Genomic DNA, 23,668 nt, shown 5'->3' with positions numbered 1-23,668 from the left:
GACGTGTCCCGGAAACGCCTGTTCTGTGCGGGTATGGTATTCCTGATCCTTTTGCTGGCGGTATTCAAGTACTTGGGATTTATAGAGAGTAACGTGCAGTGGTTGCTGGGATTGGTGGGAATCCCGGTCGATTTCTCTGTGAAAAGTATATTGTTCCCGTTAGGGATTTCGTTCTATACTTTTCAAGCTTTGTCCTACCTGATTGACGTGTATTGGGGAGAGGAGGAACCGGAGAGAAGTTTGCCGGATTTCACCCTGTATATGTTGCTTTTCATGAAATTCCTGTCCGGTCCGATTGAACGGGCGGGTGATTTTCTGCCGCAGGCGAAGGCGGGGAAAGCTTTTGATTACGAGAGCGTGACCTACGGGATGAAGCTGATGTGTATAGGTTTGATGAAAAAAATGATTATTGCCGACCGGTTAGCCCCTTACTTGAACGATATTTTGGGTTCGGTGCAGAGTACTAGCGGGGTGCAATTGCTTTTGGCTGGATTGCTTTACCCGATCGAGTTGTATGCCGATTTTTCCGGTTACACGGATATTGCTATCGGAGGGGCGATGGTGTTCGGGTATAAACTGTCGCCGAACTTCAATCGCCCGTTCACGGCAAAGAGTATTACCGATTTCTGGCGGAGATGGCACATGACCTTGTCCTTTTGGGTGAGGGATTACCTGTATCAGCCCATAGCTGCCAGCAAGCGCTACTGGGGGCAATGGGGTATTATTTACGCCTTGATTGTCACGTTCGTGTTGTTGGGATTGTGGCATGGCGGTGGATGGAATTTCGTGATTTACGGTTTGATACAAGGTTTGATTATCAGCTACGAGATGCTTGCTGCGGGCTTCCGGGGTAGGCTGGAAGGATTTGCGGGCAAACGGGTGTTCGGGATATATTCTGTCGTGAGGACTTATCTTCTGTTTGCCTTCTCGCTCGTGTTTTTCCGGTTGGACACCCTGTCGGATGTGTGGTATATGTTTAGCCACTTGTCGTTGAGCCTGCCGCATGGGGTAAAAGAACTTCGTATGGGAATGCCGGATCACGATATAATTGTGTTGATAGGTGCTGTCATTCTTTTGTCCGTGTACGAGTATTTTATGTCGAAACGAGATTTATTGAAAGCCGTGGGGCAACAAAAAGCCGTGGTTCGTTGGGGAATTTATTATTTGTTTATATTCCTTTTTTTGGTGTTCGGCGAGTTCGGAAGTAAAGATTTTATCTATTTGCAATTTTAGCTATGAAAAAGACGTTTGCCTTATTTTTGTTGAAATGTGTATTGCTGATATTGCCTTTCCTTGCTTTGCTGGGATTGTATTTCTATGACGACCCGTTCGAGGTGTTGAACGAATATAAGACTTATTATAAATCTCCGGTGGCTGTGAACGAAGGATACGTGGGGTGGCAGCATTACCGGATGCAAAGGGATTCGTTGAAATATAATTCCTTCTTGCTGGGAAATTCCTGCACGATGGCTTTTCAGATTAAGGATTGGGAGAGGTATATACCGGGAGGACGTGCTATCCGTCTTTATGGTAGTGCCGAACGGTTGGGGAATATATACCGGAAAGTGAAAGCGTTGGATGCCATTCAGGATTCGATTGCTAACGTGTTGATACTCGTGGATTATGCGACTCTGAAACAGACCCAGATAACGAATATGTCCACACAGGTACTGCACCCGGAGGTTACGGGGCAAAGCAATTGGGAGTTCCAGATGTGTTTCTTGCAGACGTTCTTTAATCCCGATTTTTGTGTGGCTTATGTGGATTACCGAATTTTCGGGCAGTACAGGCGTTACATGAAGGGCGTCATCAATAGCGGGGTTGTTGAACGGAACTGTATCACGAACGACGTGTTCAACCCGAGAGAGAAAGAAATAGCTGATTGTGGGGAAGCCTATTGGGAAAAGCACAAGAAAGAGTTTCCCGCGCGAGATACGGTGGAAAAGATCGCTCCCCCGATCATCATGAAAAAGCAGTTGGATATGCTTGCGGAAATGAGGGATGTTTTCGTGAAGCACGGTACGAATTGCAAGATATTGATTAACCCGAGGTATAATCAGGTACGTTTGAACCCGGAAGATGTGAAACAGCTTCAAGAGATTTTCGGGGAAGGAAACGTGTTCGATTTTTCGGGAATAAACGAATACACGTCCGATATTCATAATTACTACGAGAAAGGGCATTATCGTCCTTTGCTGGGAAGAAAGATGTTGGAGGTAATGTACGGAAATAAATAGAGGCGACCCAAGATCGCCTCTATTTTATTTATATGAAAAGCCTTTTAATAAAGCTCATCCAATTTATCTGCCATTGCGTAAGCGATATTGCGGCAAGTTTCGAAGTCATCGTCTTTTGGGCAACCGCATGCTTCACAGGAAGGAGCGACTACTTCCCATTTGATTTTCTCTGCAAATTGGTTGAAACGTGGCATTGCGCCGCCTGCCCATGCTTTGCCGGCGAAGAAAGCCGTCACGTGGTTTTTCACGCCCATGTGTTCCAATTCCGTGAGCAAGGTTTCCATGGTAGGGAAGGCGTTGCCGTTATATGCGCAACTCCCGAAGATCACGCCCCGGTAGCGGAATATGTCGTTGATAATGTAAGACGGGTGAGTCTTGGAGGCATCATGGATACGGATTTTCTTGATCCCTCTCTCGGCAAGGAAGCGTGCGATGACATCCGCCATTTTCTCGGTGTTCCCGTACATGGAACTGAAAACGATAACCACTCCTTTGTCGGTTTCGTATTTACTCCATTTGTCGTATTTTGCCACGATTTCGGCAATGTGTGAACGGCGGATTGGTCCGTGCGTGGCACAAATCATCTGAATGGGAAGTCCTCCTAGTTTCTTCAAAGCTGTCTGTGCGGGTTGACCGTATTTGCCAACGATGTTGGAATAATAGCGGCTGATTTCTTCTTCCAGGTAATCGAGGTCTACTTCATCGTCGAAGATTCCCCCGTCGAGAGTCCCGAATGCCCCGAACACGTCACCGCTGAACAGAATGCCCTCGGTGGACTCGAAAGTAACCATCGTTTCCGGCCAGTGGAGCATAGGAGCCATATAGAAATTCAGCTTGTGTCTTCCCAGGTCGAGAGAATCTCCTTCTTTCACCTCGATGAGGTTCTCGTGTACGCCGTAGAAGTTTTTTAGCATGGGAAACGTCTTGGCGTTACCAATGATTTTCACGTCCGGGTAGCAACATAATAAAGCTTTGATTGCCCCCGTGTGATCGGGTTCCATGTGGTTGACAACCAAGTAATCTACCTTGCGTCCGTTGAGAAGTTTCTCGATATTCTCGACGTAATCATCCATTTTGCTTCTTTCGATCGTGTCTATAACGACTACTTTTTCGTCCACGATGATATAGGAGTTGTAAGCAACACCCTTGGGAAGAGGCCAATAATTCTCGAAGATATGAGTTCTGCGATCATTGACACCAATCCAATAAATGTCTTTCTTAATCTCTCTTGCTAAATTCATAGTATATTTAATTTTATGTGATTTACTTTGATTTCCCGCAAAAATATGAAAAAAGGCTGTCAATCGTGAATGATGACAGCCTTTTTTTTATAGGTTTTCTCTACTTTGTGATAGAGAAGATTTATTTGATTCCAAGTTTCTTTCTGATATCCTTCGGGATGGCGTTTTTGTGCACGATGATGTTCATCGTCTTGTATGCCATGAAAGGATGAGAAGCGTAGAAGTATCCGTCGAACTTGTTGTATTTGTTCCAAGAGTTCTTCACGATAAAGTAAACTGTACCGTTTTGGTCTTTTGCTTTACCGATCACGTGCATTCCGTGGTCGTCAGTCGTCAGATAATTGTCGAATTCTTGTTGTCTTAATTCTTGGGTGATTTCTTTCTCGGGAGCAGGTCCTTGTTTGAAAGCGTCCGGAGTCTGTTTGCCTTTGGGCATTGCTTCCCATTTAGCGATTTCCGCACCGCTCATTTCTTTCGGGTCGCTAGTCGGAACCACGGCGATTCCCGGGTTAGAAGTCTGGAAACCTCTTTCGCTCACGTCTGAAGCCCAAGCGAAGGTGTAACCGTTGTCAATAGAGTAGTCCATTACTTTCATCAATTCGTCCAACGGCAAGTTGTATGATAATCCCCACAACCAATTGTCGGGTACCTCGATAGCGAATTGAGTGTAGAATGGGTGGTGCGTGAATGAAGTCAAGCTCACGTAGTCGTCCATGTTCAAGCCTACTACCTCGTCAGCGAAGGTTCTCGGGGTGTATTCTTTTCCTTTGTACTCGAATTTCTCCGGTTCAGCTCCAAGATACGCGTCCAAAATCCCGTTGAATCCGGCTTTCCAAGCGGTACTCAATTTCTTGTTCGAGTTTTTGATTACTGCATTGATGTATCCGGCAAGAACGTCGTCGATTTCACCGAAAGCATGGTTCGGCTCGCCGTAGTTCAGCCCCATGTAAACTTCCATCGGGACGATACCGTAATTTTTAATCACGTGCATCACGTCGCAGAAAGCTCCTCCCACGGCGAAGTTCATGTTCCCGTGTAGGCGAACGAATTTCTCGGCTTTGTCACCGTAAGCGTGTCTTACAATATACATGGCAGAAAGATCGATAGGTTCTTTACCCATGCGGATCATTTCTGACTCGAAGAAAGAAATTCCCGACCATGACCAGCAGGTACCTGCACGGGCTTGGTCTTTTACTGAAGTTGCCGGTAATCTCTTGATATCCGTGAATTGATATCCTTGTGGTTGGTTTTGATTCGTGTTTTGCGCGTTAGCCAAGAAGGACAGAGCAAAAACGAAAATAAACATGAATGATGTAATTTTTCTCATTTTGTTGAAACTTCGATTTATTTGATTAATTAAATTGTTACCATGTTTTGAACGCCGCCAAAGATACGATTTTATTGTCAATATAGTCAGTCTCTTCCGAGTATTAAGAAAATTTTAAGAACTCCGGAGGAGGACTTTACCCCATAAATTGATCTTTGACAGGAAATTGTATTTCCGGTTGCACACCCAGATGAAGATGATCCCGCACACGAGCATCACGAGCGTATCCACATGCGATGCTTGTGGATCGGTATCCAGAAATAAGGCATGGGTTTGCAGGGCGGAAGAATCATGGGTAACGATAATGGAGGAAATGACGTTGTTGGATAAATGGAGTCCTAAAGCGAGTTCTAGCCCGTCGTCCATGATTGCCACGAAACCCAGTATCAGTCCCATGAGGATGTATTGCGGCATGGCTACCCAGAAACCGAAGCGTTCCACCTCGGGATTGCTGGCATGGAGCAACCCGAACGTGCATCCCGTGAGCACGAGGGCAACCCACCTGTATTTGAATAACAGGATACTGCCTTGCATGAGGTATCCCCGGAAGATAAATTCTTCAAAAGCTACTTGGAAGGGAATAAAAATCACGATCACGATACACATCATGAAGAAATCGAAAGGTTTGAATTGGAACACGAGATTGGAGGTATCCCCGAATCCGTATTGCGCCCCCAATAGCACGAATGACAAAACTCCCCAGATGAGAGCCCCGAAAAGGGTACGTTTTATGTCAAAACGGCTGCGCCCTGTGAGAATGTCGAGTGGTTGTTTGTGGTGAAGCCATTTCACGCAAATCAGTAATGCGATAACCCCGGCTGTGAATGTAAACAGCATGAGGGCTAACCCGAGATTGGTGCTCGTGATGGATAGCAGGTTGTTGGTGTTTCCCGACAAGGCTGCCTGCGGATCCCGGATAAAGTAATACAAGGCGAGCGGTAATGACGCCACTTGTACTGCCGCGAAAACGATGATTAACGTGAGCAGGTAAAAATACCATTTGTTGTTTCCTCTGTACGCTTTTTCTAAAAACATTACCTTATTCATTTTAGATTTTGTGATTTTAGATTTCAGATTTCAACTGCACAATCTTGCACTTCTTTTTTACTCTGAACTCTAAACTTTTAAAATTGTTCCTGAACAGTTTTGAGTACGTGTTCCAGGCTGTATTCGTCGGCAATGAGCACTTGGCGGGCTTTGCTGCCCTCGAAGGGACCCACGATGCCGGCGGCTTCCAATTGGTCGATGATTCGTCCCGCACGGTTATAGCCGATGGAGAAGCGCCGTTGGATGGATGAGGTAGAACCCTGCTGGGTGTTCACTACCAGGCGGGCGGCTTCCTCGAACAAGGGGTCTTTTACCCCGAGATCCATATCCCCGCTGACTCCGTTTTCCGTGTCGGACACGTATTCGGGAAGCATATACGCTTCCGGGTATCCTTGTTGGTCGGCGATAAACTTGGTGACGGCATCAACTTCCGGTGTATCCACGAAAGCACATTGCACGCGAACCATCTCGCTGTCCTTGGAGATCAACATATCCCCCCGTCCGATCAGTTGGTTTGCTCCCGGGGAGTCGAGGATGGTGCGGGAGTCGATCATGGAGGCAACCTTGAAGGCGATACGTGCCGGGAAGTTTGCCTTGATGACACCCGTGATGATGTTCGTGGAAGGACGTTGCGTGGCGATGATCATGTGGATACCCACGGCTCGCGCTAACTGGGCGATACGGGCAATCGGCTGTTCAACCTCTTTGCCGGCAGTCATAATCAAGTCGGCGAACTCGTCGACCACGACCACGATATATGGCAAATAACGGTGCCCGTTGTTCGGGTTCAGTTGGCGTTTCACGAACTTCTCGTTGTATTCCTTGATATTTCTCACGTGTGCTTGTTTCAGCAGGTCGTAGCGACTATCCATCTCGATACACAGGGAGTTGAGGGTGGCTACCACCTTGTCGTTGTCCGTGATGATCGCTTCTTCCGCGTCGGGAAGTTTGGCAAGGAAGTGTTTCTCGATGACCGAGTAGATGCTTAATTCTACTTTCTTGGGGTCAACCATGACAAACTTCAGTTGTGACGGGTGCTTTTTATACAGGAGCGAGGTGATAATCGCATTCAAACCGACGGATTTACCTTGTCCCGTGGCTCCCGCAACCAGAAGGTGCGGCATTTTTGCCAAGTCGAACGTGTACGGTTCATTCGAAATCGTACGTCCCAATGCCACGGGCAACGCGTATTTGGATTCCTGGAATTTCTTGGAAGCGATAACTCCTCTCATGGAAACGACTTCCGGCTTTTGGTTGGGCACCTCGATACCAATGGTGCCCGCGCCGGGAATCGGGGCGATAATACGAATTCCTAACGCGGATAAACTAAGCGCGATGTCGTCTTCTAAATTCTTGATCTTGGAAATCTTGATACCGGGGGCAGGCACGATCTCGTAGAGAGTTACCGTGGGACCGATGGTGGCTTTAATCTTGGTAATCTCTATTTTATATTGCCGTAAAGTTTCGACGATCGTGTTCTTGTTTTCTTCCAGTTCCTCGGCGGTAACTTTGGAAGCACTGGATGAATATTCTTCCAGTAAATCCAGCGGAGGATATTGATAATTGGATAAATCCAACGTCGGGTCGTACTCTGTGTCCGGCATCAGATTCTTGGTCAATTGTTCTTCCAGCTTGTCTGCCATGACGGTCAGTTCTATATCGTCACTAGAGGATGGAGAGGTGTTCTCCGAATCTTGTTTTTCGTCCTCGGGTCCATTGGTGTCGAGGGATAATATCTTTTCATTTTCAGTAGGATACAGCGTGGTTACAGGAGGGAACAACGTGGTGATATCCTCGATTTCTTCCTCTTCTGTTTGTTCTGTTTCCGTTTTGTCTGAATAAAATTCATATTCAGTGGGGGCTTCAGCTGCAATATCGTTTGCAAGTGAAGGGATTGTTTCTTTCTCTTCGTCTTCTGTTTGTTCGGTTTCCCGTTGGGCTAAGGCTTCCCGTGCAGCCCTGCGTTCTTCCTTGCGCTGTGCCCGGCGGGCAAAATAGGCTTTCACCATTCCCACGCATTTGTTAAAGGCATTCTCGAACCCAAAGAACAGAATGATAGCAAATGACACCAGTAAAAGGAAGAATGTACCGATTTCCCCGATAAAGGAGTTCAGCCAGAAACACACGAAATAACCATGTGCGCCGCCGGGGAAAACGTAACCCGAGGGGACGAAATTGAAAATGTATCCCAACAGGAGGGAAATCCAGATCACGAGTACAAAGCTGAGGATGATCTTCTTCCCGGTGTTTTTTACCGGACGCCCCATCGTGCCCAGACCTATGATAAACAGGATATAGCAGAAGATAAATGAAGCCACGCCAAACCAGCGGTTCACGAGCAGGTCGGAGAGATAAGCCCCCAGCTTCCTGCCGGGATTCCCCACGACAATATCGGGATTCGTGACGAGTTCCCGTGTTTCCTTGTCTATCAGGCTTTGATCCATGCCGCCCGTGAAGAAAAAGCCCGCGAGGGACACGAAAAGATAGATAGAGAATAGCATAAATATCAACCCTACAACGACACGAGTCCGGGGATCCTTGAAAAAGTCCATGGAAAGCGGTGCACGTGTTCTTTCTTTCTTTTTACTGTTTATACGTGTTATCATTTGAATAGAAATTAATCGAAAATCGCAGCTACAAATATATCTATTTTAGATTTTAGATTTTAGATTTTAGATTGAAATTTCTATTACTCGGGTTAAGGTATCTTAATTAAGAATTTCTTAATATAGTGTTGGCAAGGATATTGCTATCATTGTAGTATCCAAACAAATTGTATTGAGTTTACGTTTAATGAATAAAGGAGATAAAGATATGACTATGAAGAAATCATTAGCGAATTTAGGCTTAGGAGTCATTGGCGGTTGTCTCGCTTTCGCGGCGATCGACGCCATCCGGGGAGATAAAGAGAACGTACTTCCGCAAATGGAGATAGCTTCCCCGGCTGCAGTACGTCCCGTGGCATTGACCTCCGGTTCCGCGCTTCCCGTGGGAGGTGCAGGTAGTGTTGATTTGAGAGAAGCTGCCAAAAAGACAGTTCCGGCTGTAGTTCATGTCAAAACGGTACAAATGGGACGGGAATACATCGGGAATCCATTTTGGGATTTCATGTACGGCAACACGCCCCGTACCCGTGAGGCTCCCCAGAGAATGGGTATCGGCTCGGGGGTTATCGTTTCTGAAGACGGGTATATTATCACGAACAATCACGTGATAGACAATAGTGACAAGATTTTAATTACCTTGAATGATAAGAAAGAGTACGAGGCGAAAGTGATCGGGACTGACCCGAACACGGATATAGCCCTGTTGAAAGTGGAAGCTACCGGGTTGCCTTACCTGGAATACGCTAATTCGGACGACGTGGAGTTGGGCGAATGGGTACTGGCAGTGGGTAACCCGTATAATTTGACTTCGACTGTTACTGCCGGTATCATCAGTGCCAAGGCGAGGGAACTGGGGCTTAGCCGCAACCAGATGAGCCTTGAATCTTTCTTGCAGACGGATGCAGCAGTGAACCCCGGCAATAGCGGGGGTGCGTTGGTGAACGCCAAAGGAGAATTGATCGGTATCAATACCGCTATCGAATCGCCTACCGGTTCTTATTCGGGGTATGCCTTTGCCGTACCTTCAAATATAGCGAGAAAAGTAATCGGAGACTTGAAAGATTTCGGTACGGTACAAAGAGCCATGCTTGGGATTTCTATGCCGAATGAGGAGTTATCTCCTGCCGTGGCGAAGAAATTGGGTATCGAGGAAACCAGCGGTATCTATGTTTTCGAAACTATCCCTAACGGAGCCGCCGATAAAGCCGGAATGAAGAAAGGTGACGTGATCAAGGCTATCAACGGCATCGAGGTGAAGAACAGACCGGAATTCCAGGGACAACTGGCGAAATATCACCCGGGGGCAACGGTGAAAGTAACCGTCAGCCGGGGAGGTAAACTGAAAGAACTTGAAGTGGTATTGCAGAACACGTATGGCGACGTATCCCTCGTGGATAAAAACTACACGGGTATCCTGGGTGCTACTGTTGAACCGTTGAGCCGTGACGATCGTTACCGTTATCGTTTGAATGGAGGTGTGAAAATCACTGATATTAAGAATGGTCCGTTTAAAGCGATCGGATTGGATAAAGGATATATTATTCTGAAAATTAATAACACGGTTATTTATGATAAAGACGACTTGGTACGTGCACTAAAAACGGCAGAGAACGAAGGGGTTCTTGTAACAACTATCTCGCCGAGAGGACGCATCGAGTACTACGCTTTACCGCCACAAGATTAAAAAAAGTTAATAATCAAAAGGTGTCGATTTTAACATATTGGTATATGGATAAAATGTTCTACCTTTGCCACATATTTGGGGGAGAATATAAGAACGACTATGAGACAGCTAAAGATAACGAAATCTATAACGAACAGAGAGAGTGCTTCTCTCGACAAGTATTTGCAGGAGATTGGTAAGGAGGATTTGATTACCGTGGAGGAAGAAGTTGAGTTAGCTCAACGTATCCGAAAAGGCGATCAGAGAGCGTTGGAAAAGTTAACGAGGGCGAACTTGAGGTTCGTGGTTTCTGTTGCAAAACAATACCAGAATCAAGGGTTGAGCCTGCCTGACCTTATCAACGAGGGGAACTTAGGTTTAATTAAAGCAGCTGAGAAATTTGATGAAACGAGGGGATTTAAGTTTATATCCTATGCCGTATGGTGGATTCGTCAGTCTATTTTGCAAGCATTGGCAGAACAATCGCGTATTGTACGCCTGCCGTTGAACCAGGTAGGTTCTTTGAACAAGATTAATAAAGCATTTTCCCGCTTCGAGCAGGAACACGAACGTCGTCCGTCACCGGAAGAGTTGGCTGAAACATTGGATTTGCCGGCAGAGAAAGTGGCAGACACCTTGCGTGTGTCCGGACGCCACATTTCAGTGGACGCTCCTTTCGTGGAAGGTGAGGACAACAGTTTGCTCGACGTGTTGGTAAACGACGATTCGCCAGTAGCCGACAAGACTTTGATCAATGAATCCTTGTCAACCGAGGTAGAACGTGCATTGGCGACGCTGACAGAACGGGAACGCGATATCATCCGCCTTTTCTTCGGTATCAATTGCCAGGAAATGACGTTGGAAGAGATCGGCGAGAAGTTCGGGTTAACCCGCGAACGTGTTCGCCAGATCAAGGAAAAGGCTATCCGCCGCCTGCGGCATTCGTCAAGAAGTAAATTGCTGAAGACTTATTTGGGATAAATGAAAGGATTGTCCTGTTAGGGCAAGTCTATAAAATACGAAAGAGCCATCCGGGAAGTAAAATTCGGGTGGCTCTTCTCTTTTCCGGGAAAAAGGGATTTCCTGCCTGTGTTTTTATCCGGGTTCACCACCCCAAGTCCACCGTTACGCTACCCCATGAACCAACCATAAACGTAACATAAACGTAAACGAGCGTTCATGCAACGTCTATGTTATGAAATTACTAGCTTTTTGGGGGCAACCAAGGGTAGGTCATTTTCTTGTTATATTACTGATATCCCTTGAAATATTCCGATTTGTGGTGTTGCGATAGTTGCCAAAAGTCTCTAGTGGCGTAAATTGATTAGTATGTAAAATTATGTAATTAAATTATTGGTTGTTAGATAATTGATAAAGTTTGTTAGATGTAAATGTTAAAACCGAGAGTCTGTTAGGGAAGAATGAGCTTAAATTTTAAGAAAATATTAAGACAAATCGGTACAAATGTGGTACAATTTGTCTGATATTTTTAGTATATATTTATACCCTGACTTTATAACTTGAAAGGGGTGATGTGGTAGATTTATAATGGTCAGCCGAGAAGTTGGTATTTTTTGAAGAATTGTATTTTTTATTATTTACGTTTTAGTTGCAAACATGAAAACAATTCAAAAATTACTGGAACGAGGACGGCGTGATCTGAAAGACAGTTTTTTCACGGCGTTTTATTCATGGAGGATGGTAGTAATGGGAATTACTTTTGTCCTGAGGTTTATCAAGTTGCCTGATTTTGTTCCCATGATCTTGCGGGGAAAAAGTATGGAGGCACGTCATCAATTGGCTTTTCTTTTAGCGTAACCGGGATTAGATATTCTGGTGTATATTCTCTATTATACGATAGAGGATATGGTTTCGTATAGTTAAAATTTTAAAGTTTATGCCTATGGGGAAGGATGAATAAAAAAAAGCAAGAAGAATCTCAAGGTCGGAAAAAACCGACGAATCTAATTATTGAATTAAAATCGAAGAAATTATGAAGAAGAAAATTCTATTTGTTTTGGGATTGTTTCTTGGATTGTCAAGTATATCCTTGGGACAAAGTTTTGAACCGGGAGAGCAAGCGAAGGGGATGTCAAATATGAAAAATATGTCTGTTGATTATTCTACCGGGATTTTCAGTTATACGGTGCCTTTATTCGAGTTATCGTCTGCACGTTATCGTTTGCCTGTTTCGCTCGTGTATTCCGCGAACGGGGTTAAAGTTGAGGATAAAATGGGGCAATTGGGTTTCGGGTGGACTTTAGCGTGTGGAGGGGTGATCTCTCGTGTTGTCCGGGGTGGTATAGCGGATGATGATAGCGAGGGTTTTCTAAATAACACGTTAAGCTAAGCTGTAGACGTAAAAGAAAAGGTGAACAATCGTGAACAAGATGGAGAGTCGGATATTTACACGGCAGTTTTTAACGGGCGTAACATTTCATTTATAAGAGTGCGTGAGGAGGGGAAAATCGTGATAAAGCCTCTCGAGAAGACGAATTTATTGATAGAAAATATCGCGGGAGGGTTCATGATAACAGACGAGAGCGGGGTTAAATATGTGTTCACGAGTGGAGAAATGTCTGTTGGCGTGTGTTTCCCAAATAGTAATAGTTCTGCCAATAATATCTGGAATTCGAGTTTTTGCTCGTCTTGGTACTTGACGGAAATTCTTATCCCGGGAGATGAACCCGTGCATTTCGAATACACGGATGAAACTATTGTAAATTACACTTATCTCAATGAAACGGTTTATAATTACGGGAAAGCACTCAGGGTTCGAGAGTTTGATCTTGATTATTACAAGAGGGAAATAGACAAGAATCTTGATGATGCCTTGTATTTTGCCAAGAGTTTAGCTATTCAACAGCAATTCGCATCTTTGGCAGCAGATGTTAATCGGGTGCCCCAGTACGTGGATGTTATGAAACAAACGACTTATATGTCAAGTTATGGTTTCCCCGTTACAATTTTGGAGTCTGGTGGACAAATTCGAGTACCTGATATAGGAATGACGATTGATTACGGGACAATAGCAAGATCCTTTTTGTTAGATAGGGTTGTAGGATATTTGTCGGATGTCAGTTTCGTTACAAATTCGTTATCCAACACGATGACTCAAATCGACCAACTCGTGGTGATCTTAGAAAACACGAATTTTCCTGCATCTTGTGCACCACAAGCCGTTGCGTTAAAAGGTTGTTTAAGGGAAGTGTTGCGGTATTTGAGATTATCTATCGAGAGAGTTACCCAGAAAAACATTCATCATTTAAAAGATTTTTCGCAACAATCGATAAAGGAAGTCGGGTTGAAACAGGTTTCCTGGGGAAAGGATCGTATCGTGATTAAACGGGAAGGACGATTGATAACAAGTATCCAGTGGCAAAATTTCAAGAAAGACGTGATTCGCAAGGTCGATTTATCATATAATAGAGGGTGCTTGCAACGTTTGACAATCGGGTATGATAATTCGGAGCTATCGGGATATTATAATTTTAGTTATCATTTGGATACCTTGAGAGTACGAAGTCGGGATATTTGGGGCTATTGTAATGGTGCGGGGAAGGTGATACATTTTATCCCGTTGGATCAAATGGTGCTTCAAAAGCATTCTTTCGTTCAAGTTGGCAATATTCGTTTGCCTTCTGGTATGGAAACTTTTTATGACGGAAGTGCAAATGAAGAATATGCCAAGGCTTTTTCATTGAAACGGATTTCAGGTACGGGCAAATGGAGCTTGGATGTCGATTACGAGTTAAACGAGTATGACGGGGAGAAATTCGGGGGTATCCGGGTGAAAGAGATCATGCTGAATGACGGGTGCGGAAACGTGGATACGGTTCGTTATCATTACCGGGATCTGTCTGCCACGGGAGAGGGGGGATCCGGTGTGTTAATTTGCGGGTATCAAACCTTGGCAAGGAACTTGGATTACGGGAGTTTTCAAGATAAAATCTATTTTTCCCGCGTGCAGGATGATGAAATGGCTATCGTGAAAAGGGGAAATAACGGCATTCTTTACCAGTATGTGCTGGAAGAGCAAGTCGGGAACGGTTACGTTGCCCATTATAATCTTGTGCCGGCATCTTTTAGAATGAACACGACTCAACGTGCATTTTTTCCTTATTGGTTACACGGTCTTCCTCTCGGGACCGCGGTTTATGATAGCCGAGGGCGGTTGGTGCGATTACAGAAAATCCGTTACTCGCGAGCTTTAACCCAGGGGTTTAGCTCGGGATATGGCATTCCTACTACTATCAATAGTGAATTTTTTTCCGGAGAATCCGTGTTCCCGTTTTCTTCGACGGTAGGTCAAATAAAACCTTATGCTTATGCCATGAACGTGGAAAGAGTTCGGGGTGATTTTCCTGACGAAGAAAAACCTCTTTACTGGAATGGAGCCGGGTACGTGAATTATAACTCGTATACTGATTATTACGTGCCTAATGTGCAACCTCGCGAGAATATGGTTGTACCGAACCTGTATTACACGATATATTATGGCGGATGTGTTGTCCCGGTGGAAGAGGTCGAATATGAATTTTTTGACCAACAAGAACAAGCTAACGGAACTCCGTCTATTGCCGATTTCACGCGAACTTCTTTCCCGTTAAAATATAATATGACAACACGAGGGTATACTTACGGGAATTTAGACAGAGTGACACCTACCAGCGTGTTGACCCGTTGCCCGGATGGAACGGAATACAGGGAAGATAATAAAGTCGTGATGGATGTTTTTCCCGGGAATAACGGTTATTTACTGGATAGCATGCGGAGGGCTCACATGTGTTATCTTCCTGTTCGAACGACAAGTTTCGTGAAACCGACGGGTTCTTCCATTTTTTTGTTGGCGGGAGAGAATGTCGTTACTTACATGGATACTTTAATAGATAATTCTCGTTACTATTTCCCGTTTGCCTCGTGGAAGATGCTTTTGACCCAACCGGAAAGCGTGAACGCGAATAACCAGTATTTCACGTTGGATCAATCCCGTTACTCTAAAATACAACAATTAGGGTATGCTAAATTCGGAAATAGGATTCTTGTCCAAGAAAGTCGGTCTAGGGGAAAAAATGAAATCACTTTGTACGATGAAAGAAGCGGACTTCCTCTGTTTACGGCAAATGCTGTTGAGCCGGCAGGAATTGCTGCCTTTAATAATTATACACCTCACGAATTGAGGTATGAAAATTTTTCTAATCTACCGAACGCGGATGAGATAAATGCATTTAAAAATTTCTACACGTTTCACACGGGTACCTCTTCCGCGGGTGTGTCGAGAGATTCTTTTTTACGTTCAAAGTCTCACCAAGAGATATTGGCTGTAGCAAAAGCTATACTCGAGGATAATGTACACAGGCAGAATTGTTTGGAAGAGGTAGGCAAATTGGATAAAATGTTGAATGAATACGAGATGGCATGGTACCGGAACAAGGATTATTGGGGCGTGAGTCGTGATGATTATCTTTCGATGGTAGGGAATGCCCTTCTGATCATTCGTTTGGATGGTCGTGAGCCCGGGATTATGTCATATGCCTGGTATAGGGATGAAAATGTAACTTCCAAGCTTATCGTGCGAAAAGTGACGGGGGATAAATACCGGTATAAATTGCTGGTACAGAAAAGTACGTGGGTGAAATCTGTCACGGTGTCTTGGAAATTTTCACGAGGAGAGACGAGTGTTAGCTCCGGTCAACAACAGTTCGATATCCCTGTCGGGAATGGTTTCTATTGTTTAGAGGGAGATATTCCGGTTGCGGGGAGTGAACATTCCGCGAGTTTGGAGGTGTATGTCGATAAAAGCTTTTTGGGAGGGTGTCTTTTCCCCGGGAATATCACATGTACGTTTTATTGTTATGACAGCAAGGGACAAGTCGTGTGCCGGGTCGGTTCTAATGGAATTATCGATTCGCGGGAATACGATAATAACGGGCGTTTGTCACGAGTGTTTGATAAAAATGGCAATATATTGGAAGAGTATAATTATCACGTGAATTCGGGTATTTAATTTTGATGTGTTATGAGAACGGTATATATTTTATTGCACATACTTTTATGCAGTCACTTTGTTGCGGGACAAAGTATCCTGGATAATATTCAATCATTTGCCCCTGGGCAAATCATTGTTCCCATGTCAGGAGGAACTTACACGGCGACTTTCTACACGTACCGATCGACTTACGAGAGTGATTTGGAAAGTGCATTTCGTGAAAGTTTGCGAGGTTCGGTGTGTTCTTCTTTCAAGGTATACGTTTCTAATTTGGGAGGAACCAACTCATGCTATTTTCAGTTAACTATAACGGTCCCGGAATCAAAGAGTGAATATTATCGACAGTGGAAACTGGATTTACCGGAAAGACGTTTTTTTCTAGTGCGTCAACTCGGGAGGTTCGGGAACTTGAATCGTTTCGAGGTTTCCGGGGGAGGTACGGTTGTCGATACAAATTCTGTTGTTATCCGTTTGTCCGGTTCCGAGCCTGGGGTGAGATACTCTTTATTACGGGATGGACAAGAAGTAAAATATGTCTATGGTGAGGATAATCCTTGGTTGGATGATTTGCCTTACATGTCGGAGTATCCGGAGCAGGCGGAGGAGCTTGAAGCGGAGAAACAGCTTTTATACCGGGAACACCCGATTGAATTTAAAGTTAGGGAACCTGGATATTACCAGATTCGGGCGCATAAAGAGCGAGAAAATGTTATGATGTCGGGATACGCTAACGTGCGAGCGTGGAGCGGGGGCGAGTACGCTAAGGATAAGGATTACACGGTACATGGTGTTTACGTTCACGAGAGCCAAATTTCCGATCCGTCTAAACGAGTGGATGATATCACGTATTCGGGGGCGGGTGACCGAATTTTGCAAGTGGTGGAGAAAGGAGCTTCTCCCTCTGGTAAAGATATCGTTCAACCGTTTAGTTACGGGAAGTGGGGACGGGAGGAGAAGAGATACCTTCCTTTCGAAGGTGCGTCGGGTGATGGAATTTTCCATGAAGAAAGTGGTTTCGTGTCTTGCTGGAGTGCGATTTATGGTTCGGGCGAGGGAAATTACGCGTATAGTTCCTCGAGTTTTGAGCAAAGTCCCACGGGACGTGTCGTGACAGAGCAAGGACCCGGCAAGGCATGGCATGACGGGAACAAAAAGATGCTTCACGAGTATGGCACGAATGCCGCTAACGAGGTACGCCGTTGGAAAATAAATGGTACCGAGACGTTGGCGGAATGCGGTTATTACCTTGCAAATTCATTATATCGGGAACGGACAACGGATGAAGACGGGCATATAACCGAGAGTTTCACGGATGCACAAGGCCGATTGATAGAACGGGTAGCTTACCTGGAGGGAGAGGCGTTACGAACGTCAAACGTGTATGATGATTTAGGTCGGTTGCGGTACGTGTTGCCACCCGAGGCAAATGCCCGGGGGGCGTTGACGTCGGGAGTTCTTGAACAGTATGCTTATTATTACGGGTATGACGGTTTCGGTCGGCAGGTGGTGAAGCGTTTGCCGGGTTGTGATCCCGTGTACATGGTTTATGACAACCGGGATCGGCTGGTGTTAAGCCAGGATGGAAACCAACGGGCGGCAAATGCCGGGAAATGGAGTTATTCCTTGTATGACAATCAGAATCGAGTGATTGAAACGGGGGAGGTCGTGTTGGCTTCGGCCTCTCATTCCGGTTTGCAGGCGGCAGCTTCCGTGAGTGATAATTACGTTCCAACCGGTTCCCGGGAGGCTTTGCAGTACACGACGTACGATGATTACGTTCCGGTTGGCGGGCGTGCTTTTCACGCTTTCGAGTCAACAACGGGATACTCGTCTTCTAGTTGCGTACAGGTAACAGGACACGTGACTAGCGTTTCAACACGGGTAGTGGGGACTGAAAAGTGGTTGACCTCCACGACTTATTATGACGACCGGGGGCAAGTAGTACAGACGATCGGCGATAATTACCTGGGTTACAAGAGCCGGACAGATATGGCGAATGATTTCAGGGGTAACCTGGTCAAGAGCCGGGAGGCACACGGGTATAGCGCCACGAGCTTTGACGTGCTTGAAACCGGGAACGAGTATGATAGCCGGGGACGGTTGCTGTCTACCTCGGTAAAATTAAATAATGGCACGGCGGCAACGAACACTTTCACGCGCGACGGGGTGGGGCGTTTAGTCAAGCAGAAGCATGGCAGCGTGGAGGAAATACTATCTTATAACATGCGAGGATGGCTGACGGGTAAAGAAAGTACCCCGTTCAAGATGAAACTTCGTTATGAATCGCCCCAGGTCGGCACCACAAGACTATATAGCGGTAATATTAGCGAGTGGGAGTGGCAGCAGGGGACGAATGCCGCGATGATGTATCGCTTTTCTTACGATGATTTGAATCGTTTGAAGGGAAGCGTTCATTACCAGCGTAACGGGAATGCCTGGAGTGCCCTTTCTGGTAATAACGCTTTTAACGAGAGCGGATTGACCTATGACAAGAACGGCAATATTTTGACCCTTACCCGGACTGGTTCAGTGTCCGCGACTCAAGTGTACGCTTACACGGGTAACCGTTTGACAAGTTTATCGAGGGGTAACGTGACAGGTTCTTACCAGTATGATAAAAACGGGAATCTAGTAAATGACAGCCGTAAAAATTTGAACTTGACGTATAATGTTTTAAATTTGTTGTCTGTGGTAAAAACAGGGGATACACCGACTGCCACGTACAGCTATCTTGCCGATGGTGCGAAGCTGGGAGTGGTTGACGGTAGTGACCACGGTTTTTGCTACTTGGGTTCTTTGACATACGTGAGAAATGGCAGTAACGTTCAACTTGAAAGCGGTTTGTTTGCAGGAGGGCGGATATTGGCTAACGCTTCTACCCGAGTTGGGAATGAAGTCCGTTATTTTTTGACGGATCACCTGGGTAGCGTTCGGGTAATCGTGGATCAGTCTGGAGCGGTGAAAGAGCGGAATGATTATTACCCGTTTGGAGGTAGGTACGCGGTGTCGGGAGGTAACGTTGATGCTGGCAGCCGCTGGAAGTACAACGGCAAGGAAGATCAAGTGACGGGAGGTTTAGGTTGGTTGGATTATGGGGCAAGGATGTACGATTGGGAGTTGGGAAGGTGGTTCGGGATGGACTTGATGGCAGAAAAGTACAATTCATGGTCTCCTTATAATTATGCTTTAAATGCCCCGATTCGTTTTATAGATCCTAACGGGATGTGGGTAGGAGATCCTCCCGGGTTTCTTAAAGGCTGGAATCAGAGAATAGAAGAAAATAATAATAATTTTTGGGGATGGCTTGACACTAGATCATCTAAACCAGGTTTACTTTTAAAGGATCTAGACAATATTGCCGGGGGGATAATAAATTTTTTGGCAGATGTCACGTTTATCAGTACTCTTGTTAATGGACAAAATAAAACGGCAGATGCATTGGGGAATGTTATCCATTCTGTGGCAAGAATACCTTCCATGTCGAGTGAGGAGTTGGGAAGTTTTACCGCGAGTTCTGTTTTGTTTTTGGGTGAATTTGCTGCTAGTAGGAAATTGCCGATAGGGAAAATAAGTACTTTGAAAAAAGTGAGTTCTGTTGCTAAAAAAGGAGGAAATGCTTTTAGATATATGACAGAAGGCGAACTTAAAGCAATTCAAGAAACCGGTTTACTTCGAGGAGGAAGGAGTGGAGAGACTTTTTTTACAAAAGATCTTTATAAAACAGCAGTTAAAGCACAAAATCGTTTAGCATTACCGACTTCTCCTAGTCTTCGTGTTGAATTCCAAATTTTAAATAACCCTACTTTACTGCGAAATGGTACTAAAGTTTTACCAGCAAATGGAATGATGGGTAAGGGATCTGAGTTTATGACATTGGATATTGTTAAAGTGAGATTAATAAATTGGCAACATCTAAAGTGAAATTATATGGAACAGGAAGAATATTGTATTTCAGTTGGTGAACCTTGGGATTTTGAAAGTCAAGATGGACAAAATATTATTAGAGGTCATATACTCTGTATGAAAAGTGATCGTTGTATAGTGTTTAAGAGTAATCATTATTTGAAATTTGCAGTAGCAGCTGGTTATATTTTAATTTTGACTCCCAGGTATAAAGAAAATGATTTTTCAGACTTAACACAAGGCTTCGTTGTGGTGAATGGGGGTATATTTATTGGCGAATATGATGAAAAGCTTAACGAGAAAGAGTTAGAAAGAAATATAAAGTTTGCGATTATTGGTAGTATAAAAAAAATGGAGAATTCAATTTGAGAATGTATTATTCTTTAAAAGTCTACTAGAATAGAGTTATTTTCGGGAAATTTGAGGGGAGGATTTATTCTTCTCCTCAAAATTAATATAGAGTTATATTTTGCCTCTTTTTGCATATAAAAAGAAGTGCGTTCATTACCAGCGTAACGGGAATGCCTGGAGAGCCCTTTCCGGTAATAACGCTTTTGACGAGAGCGGGTTGAGTTATGACAAGAACGGCAATATTTTGACCCTTACCCGTACCGGTTCGGCGGCGGTAACGCAAACGTACACTTACACGGGTAACCAGTTAACCGGTTTATCGAGAGGGAACGTGACGGGTTCTTACCGGTATGATAAAAACGGGAATCTAGTAAATGACATCCGTAAAAATTTGAACTTGACGTATAATGTTTTAAATTTGTTGTCTGTGGTAAAAACGGGGACGACGCCGACAGCCACGTACAGCTATCTTGCCGACGGCACGAAACTGGAAGTGGTTGACGGTAGTGACCACGGTTTTTGCTACTTGGGTTCTTTGACATACGTGAGAAATGGCAGTAACGTTCAACTTGAAAGCGGTTTGTTTGCAGGAGGGCGAATCGTGGCGAACGCTTCTAGCCGGGTAGGGAATGAAATCCGTTATTTTTTGACGGATCACCTGGGTAGCGTGAGGGTAATCGTGGATCAGTTGGGAGCGGTGAAAGAGCGGAATGATTATTACCCGTTTGGAGGCAGGTACGGGGTTTCGGGAGGCAACGTTGACGCTGGTAGCCGCTGGAAGTACAACGGCAAGGAGGATCAAGTGACGGGAGGTTTGGATTGGTTGGATTACGGTGCGAGGATGTACGATTGGGAGTTGGGAAGGTGGTTCGGTATGGATCCATTATCTGAGAATTATTATTCATGTAGTGTTTATAATTATTGTTTGAATCAACCAACTCGTTATATTGATCCGAATGGAATGTGGGTGGATGAATGGAATCTGAATATAAAAACAGGGGAATTAACATGGTTTAGTGACTTAGGAGGGATTGATGTTCAATATGTTAACTTTGTTTTTCCTCATGCAAATGGAGGATTGAAATGGTTAGGATCTTCATATATAGAAGGTGCAAGTATTTACTCTGGCCCAATAGCGGAAAATTATAATGGAGATTTTTCTTATGGTGTTTCTAATAAAGATTTATGGTCTGATGTTCCAGATGTTTATCAAGGACACTATTTGGCGTGGGATCTAAAGCTTCGTTTTTGTTATGCGAATATGAAAAATCAAGATAAAATCAATTCGATTCGTTTACAAGAAGCGATGGGACTAGAGAGACTGGAAATGATATGGAATACTTCTGATGAATATAAAAGGATTGTAAATAAATATAATACAGATGCTAGTTTTGTGATGGCTTTAGAATATGGAATGCTGCCATTGCCAGTAGGAAATACTGATGTTATTAGTTATGTACAGGGATCTTTATCTGCAAGACAATCAGTTTATTTCAGTAATACGTCAACTTTTAAAGGAAGTCAGTATTTTAAAAATATTGCTGTTTATTCAACTCAACCTATTTTATCGAATAATCCTTGGATACGCTTTTTACAAATGAACAAAGGGAAATTTAAAGGATCTAATTGGTTGAATGAAGCACGACAAGCTTATTTCCAAACAAAACGCTAATAAATAAAAAAATGAAAAAGAAAGTTATGTGCAAAAATTGTAGGAAAGAGATCACAATCCGAACTTGTTCTAATAGTTGTGATGATTTTTCTGTTAGTGCGAGAAAAACTTTAAAAATAACTTGTAAGAAATGTGGAAAAGTTTGCAAATATGATGACCGGGATGTTTATGCTGTCCAAAATGGTTTATTAAATTTATTGATTTTTTTAATTGTTTTGGCTGCAATAGGGACGATGGGATATTTTTGGTGTCATTGTTATTTAGGAAAAACATTTTATACATACATAGTGTTACCAATAATAGTGGCTATACCTGTAATGATCTATTCTACTTATTTGAAATCTGAAAATACTAAAATTCGTAATTTTAATAGATTATCAAAATTTAAATAGAGGTGGGCTTGCTGTTAAGTTATTCTGTTGATTTTTATTGGCTAGCTTGATATTGTATTATCCTAGAAAAAGTTTATTTGTACCGGTAACTTTGGGTTACATATCGAAAGTTTGAAATATCGAGGAGGAAAAATAGAATCTCCTCGATATTTATTTTGTTAGGTTTGGAATTATTCTGGCAAAGGTGGCAAGATAACTTATAGGCTTAACGTCTTGGAAGAGGATGGTAAAAGCGTGGAAACGTACACGGATAACACGGGGAAGGTGTTGTCTATTGGGTGGGTAACATGTTAAATGATAGCCGTCGTGCTTTGAATTTATCGTATAGTGTTTTAAATTTGTTGAGAGAAGTCAAGACCGGTAGCACGTTGAAGGCAAGTTACAGTTACCTAGCTGACGGGATGAAGTTGCGGGTACGTGACGCGGGGAGCAACGGTTTTGACTACGTGGGTTCTTTGACATACAAGAGCGGCAGTTCTGGATTGCAGTTGGAGTCGGCGAGTTTCGGGGATGGCGTGATCCTGACGGGGACGGGCGGTCAGGAGGTGAATTACTTCCTGACTGATCACTTGGGTAGTGTTCGTGTAATCGTGGATGGTAGCGGGGTGGTGAAGGAGCGGAACGATTACTATCCTTTCGGGGCAAGGCATGCGAGAATGGATTACCCGCAACAAGCTGCGAACCGTTTCAAGTACAACGGGAAGGAGGAGCTGGTGACGGGAGATTTGGGTTACCTGGATTACGGTGTATTGCCCTAGAAAAAGTTTACAGAATAGAGTATAGATATTTGAGGGGAACAATAAAAGTTTTCCTCAAATGTAAGAAAGTTTTTCACGCGTGACGGGTGGGACGTTTAGTCAAGCAGAAGCATGGCAGCGTGGAGGAAACGTTATCCTATAACACGCGAGGATGGCTGACGGGTAAAGAAAGTACCGCGTTCAAGATGAAACTTCGTTATGAATCGCCCCAGGTCGGAACCACCGGGCTGTATAGTGGTAATATCAGCGAGTGGGAGTGGCAGCAGGGGACGAATGCCGCGATGATGTATCGCTTTTCTTACGATGATTTGAATCGTTTGAAGGGAAGCGTTTATTACCAGCGGGACGGGGGTGCCTGGAGTGCCCTTTCCGGTAATAACGCTTTTGACGAGAGCGGATTGACCTATGACAAGAACGGCAATATTTTGACCCTTACCCGGACTGGTTCAGTGTCCGCGACTCAAGTGTACGCTTACACGGGT

At 44.3% G+C, this 23,668-nt stretch carries 16 protein-coding genes and 1 pseudogene; 13 read left to right on the top strand and 4 right to left on the bottom strand.

Translation table 11 applies throughout. The features are described from left to right. Positions 1–3: 3 nt before the first annotated feature. Together A3CY_RS0116470 and A3CY_RS0116465 are read left to right on the top strand one after the other, a co-directional pair. On the top strand, positions 4–1,233 hold the full coding sequence (locus tag A3CY_RS0116470; RefSeq protein WP_018339037.1) for an MBOAT family O-acyltransferase: 1,230 nt from the start codon (positions 4–6) through the stop codon (positions 1,231–1,233). A gap of 2 nt (positions 1,234–1,235) precedes the next feature. Continuing rightward, positions 1,236–2,237 (top strand): hypothetical protein, encoded by a 1,002-nt coding sequence (locus tag A3CY_RS0116465; protein ID WP_018339036.1) that lies wholly within the window; start codon positions 1,236–1,238, stop codon positions 2,235–2,237. Between the two features lie 44 nt (positions 2,238–2,281). Here the strand turns inward: A3CY_RS0116465 and A3CY_RS0116460 are convergent, their stop codons facing one another. The 4 genes from A3CY_RS0116460 to A3CY_RS0116445 all read right to left on the bottom strand — a co-directional run bounded on the left by A3CY_RS0116460 (position 2,282) and on the right by A3CY_RS0116445 (position 8,458). Next, positions 2,282–3,478, bottom strand: coding sequence for an FprA family A-type flavoprotein (locus A3CY_RS0116460; protein WP_018339035.1), 1,197 nt, complete (start codon positions 3,476–3,478; stop codon positions 2,282–2,284). A gap of 121 nt (positions 3,479–3,599) precedes the next feature. Next, positions 3,600–4,805: a C1 family peptidase gene (locus A3CY_RS0116455; RefSeq protein WP_026207781.1), complete on the bottom strand. Its 1,206-nt coding sequence runs from the start codon at positions 4,803–4,805 to the stop codon at positions 3,600–3,602. Positions 4,806–4,919: 114 nt separating this feature from the next. Beyond that, positions 4,920–5,840 carry a CPBP family intramembrane glutamic endopeptidase gene (locus A3CY_RS0116450; RefSeq protein ID WP_040371988.1) on the bottom strand — a complete coding sequence of 307 codons (921 nt, stop codon included), beginning with the start codon at positions 5,838–5,840 and terminating at the stop codon, positions 4,920–4,922. An 89-nt stretch (positions 5,841–5,929) separates the two neighbouring features. Beyond that, positions 5,930–8,458: an FtsK/SpoIIIE family DNA translocase gene (locus A3CY_RS0116445; RefSeq protein ID WP_026207780.1), complete on the bottom strand. Its 2,529-nt coding sequence runs from the start codon at positions 8,456–8,458 to the stop codon at positions 5,930–5,932. 214 nt (positions 8,459–8,672) lie between these two features. Here A3CY_RS0116445 and A3CY_RS0116440 point away from each other — a divergent pair, with 214 nt between their 5' ends. From A3CY_RS0116440 to A3CY_RS21415, 11 genes and pseudogenes are all read left to right on the top strand, one after another. Continuing rightward, positions 8,673–10,142, top strand: a complete 1,470-nt coding sequence (locus tag A3CY_RS0116440; RefSeq protein ID WP_231932439.1) for a Do family serine endopeptidase — start codon at positions 8,673–8,675, stop codon at positions 10,140–10,142. Between the two features lie 99 nt (positions 10,143–10,241). Continuing rightward, the gene (locus A3CY_RS0116435; RefSeq protein ID WP_026207779.1) at positions 10,242–11,102 is read left to right on the top strand and encodes a sigma-70 family RNA polymerase sigma factor; all 861 of its coding nucleotides are present in this window, start codon (positions 10,242–10,244) and stop codon (positions 11,100–11,102) included. Positions 11,103–11,738: 636 nt separating this feature from the next. Beyond that, positions 11,739–11,939, top strand: coding sequence for a hypothetical protein (locus A3CY_RS21430; RefSeq protein ID WP_018339029.1), 201 nt, complete (start codon positions 11,739–11,741; stop codon positions 11,937–11,939). 175 nt (positions 11,940–12,114) lie between these two features. After that, entirely contained in the window at positions 12,115–12,471 is a 357-nt protein-coding gene (locus A3CY_RS0116420) for a hypothetical protein (RefSeq protein ID WP_018339028.1), read from the top strand. 21 nt (positions 12,472–12,492) lie between these two features. After that, positions 12,493–16,128, top strand: coding sequence for a hypothetical protein (locus tag A3CY_RS0116415; protein WP_018339027.1), 3,636 nt, complete (start codon positions 12,493–12,495; stop codon positions 16,126–16,128). Between the two features lie 12 nt (positions 16,129–16,140). Then, positions 16,141–20,031, top strand: a complete 3,891-nt coding sequence (locus A3CY_RS21425; protein WP_081619494.1) for an RHS repeat domain-containing protein — start codon at positions 16,141–16,143, stop codon at positions 20,029–20,031. Positions 20,032–20,037: 6 nt separating this feature from the next. Beyond that, positions 20,038–20,382: a hypothetical protein gene (locus A3CY_RS0116405; RefSeq protein WP_018339025.1), complete on the top strand. Its 345-nt coding sequence runs from the start codon at positions 20,038–20,040 to the stop codon at positions 20,380–20,382. A 100-nt stretch (positions 20,383–20,482) separates the two neighbouring features. Further along, complete coding sequence (locus A3CY_RS0116400; RefSeq protein ID WP_018339024.1) at positions 20,483–22,036, top strand: RHS repeat domain-containing protein; 1,554 nt, start codon at positions 20,483–20,485, stop codon at positions 22,034–22,036. An 11-nt stretch (positions 22,037–22,047) separates the two neighbouring features. Then, positions 22,048–22,428 carry a hypothetical protein gene (locus A3CY_RS21420; RefSeq protein WP_018339023.1) on the top strand — a complete coding sequence of 127 codons (381 nt, stop codon included), beginning with the start codon at positions 22,048–22,050 and terminating at the stop codon, positions 22,426–22,428. Between the two features lie 287 nt (positions 22,429–22,715). Further along, positions 22,716–23,186 (top strand): hypothetical protein, encoded by a 471-nt coding sequence (locus tag A3CY_RS0116395; protein WP_018339022.1) that lies wholly within the window; start codon positions 22,716–22,718, stop codon positions 23,184–23,186. Between the two features lie 86 nt (positions 23,187–23,272). Then, positions 23,273–23,668: pseudogene (locus A3CY_RS21415) on the top strand (hypothetical protein); the annotation flags it as partial.

It is taken from the genome of Butyricimonas synergistica DSM 23225 (assembly GCF_000379665.1).
GTDB classification, from domain to species: Bacteria; Bacteroidota; Bacteroidia; order Bacteroidales; family Marinifilaceae; genus Butyricimonas; species Butyricimonas synergistica.
Note: the sequence above shows the minus strand (reverse complement) of the source record. Positions and strands in the feature narration are given on the sequence as shown.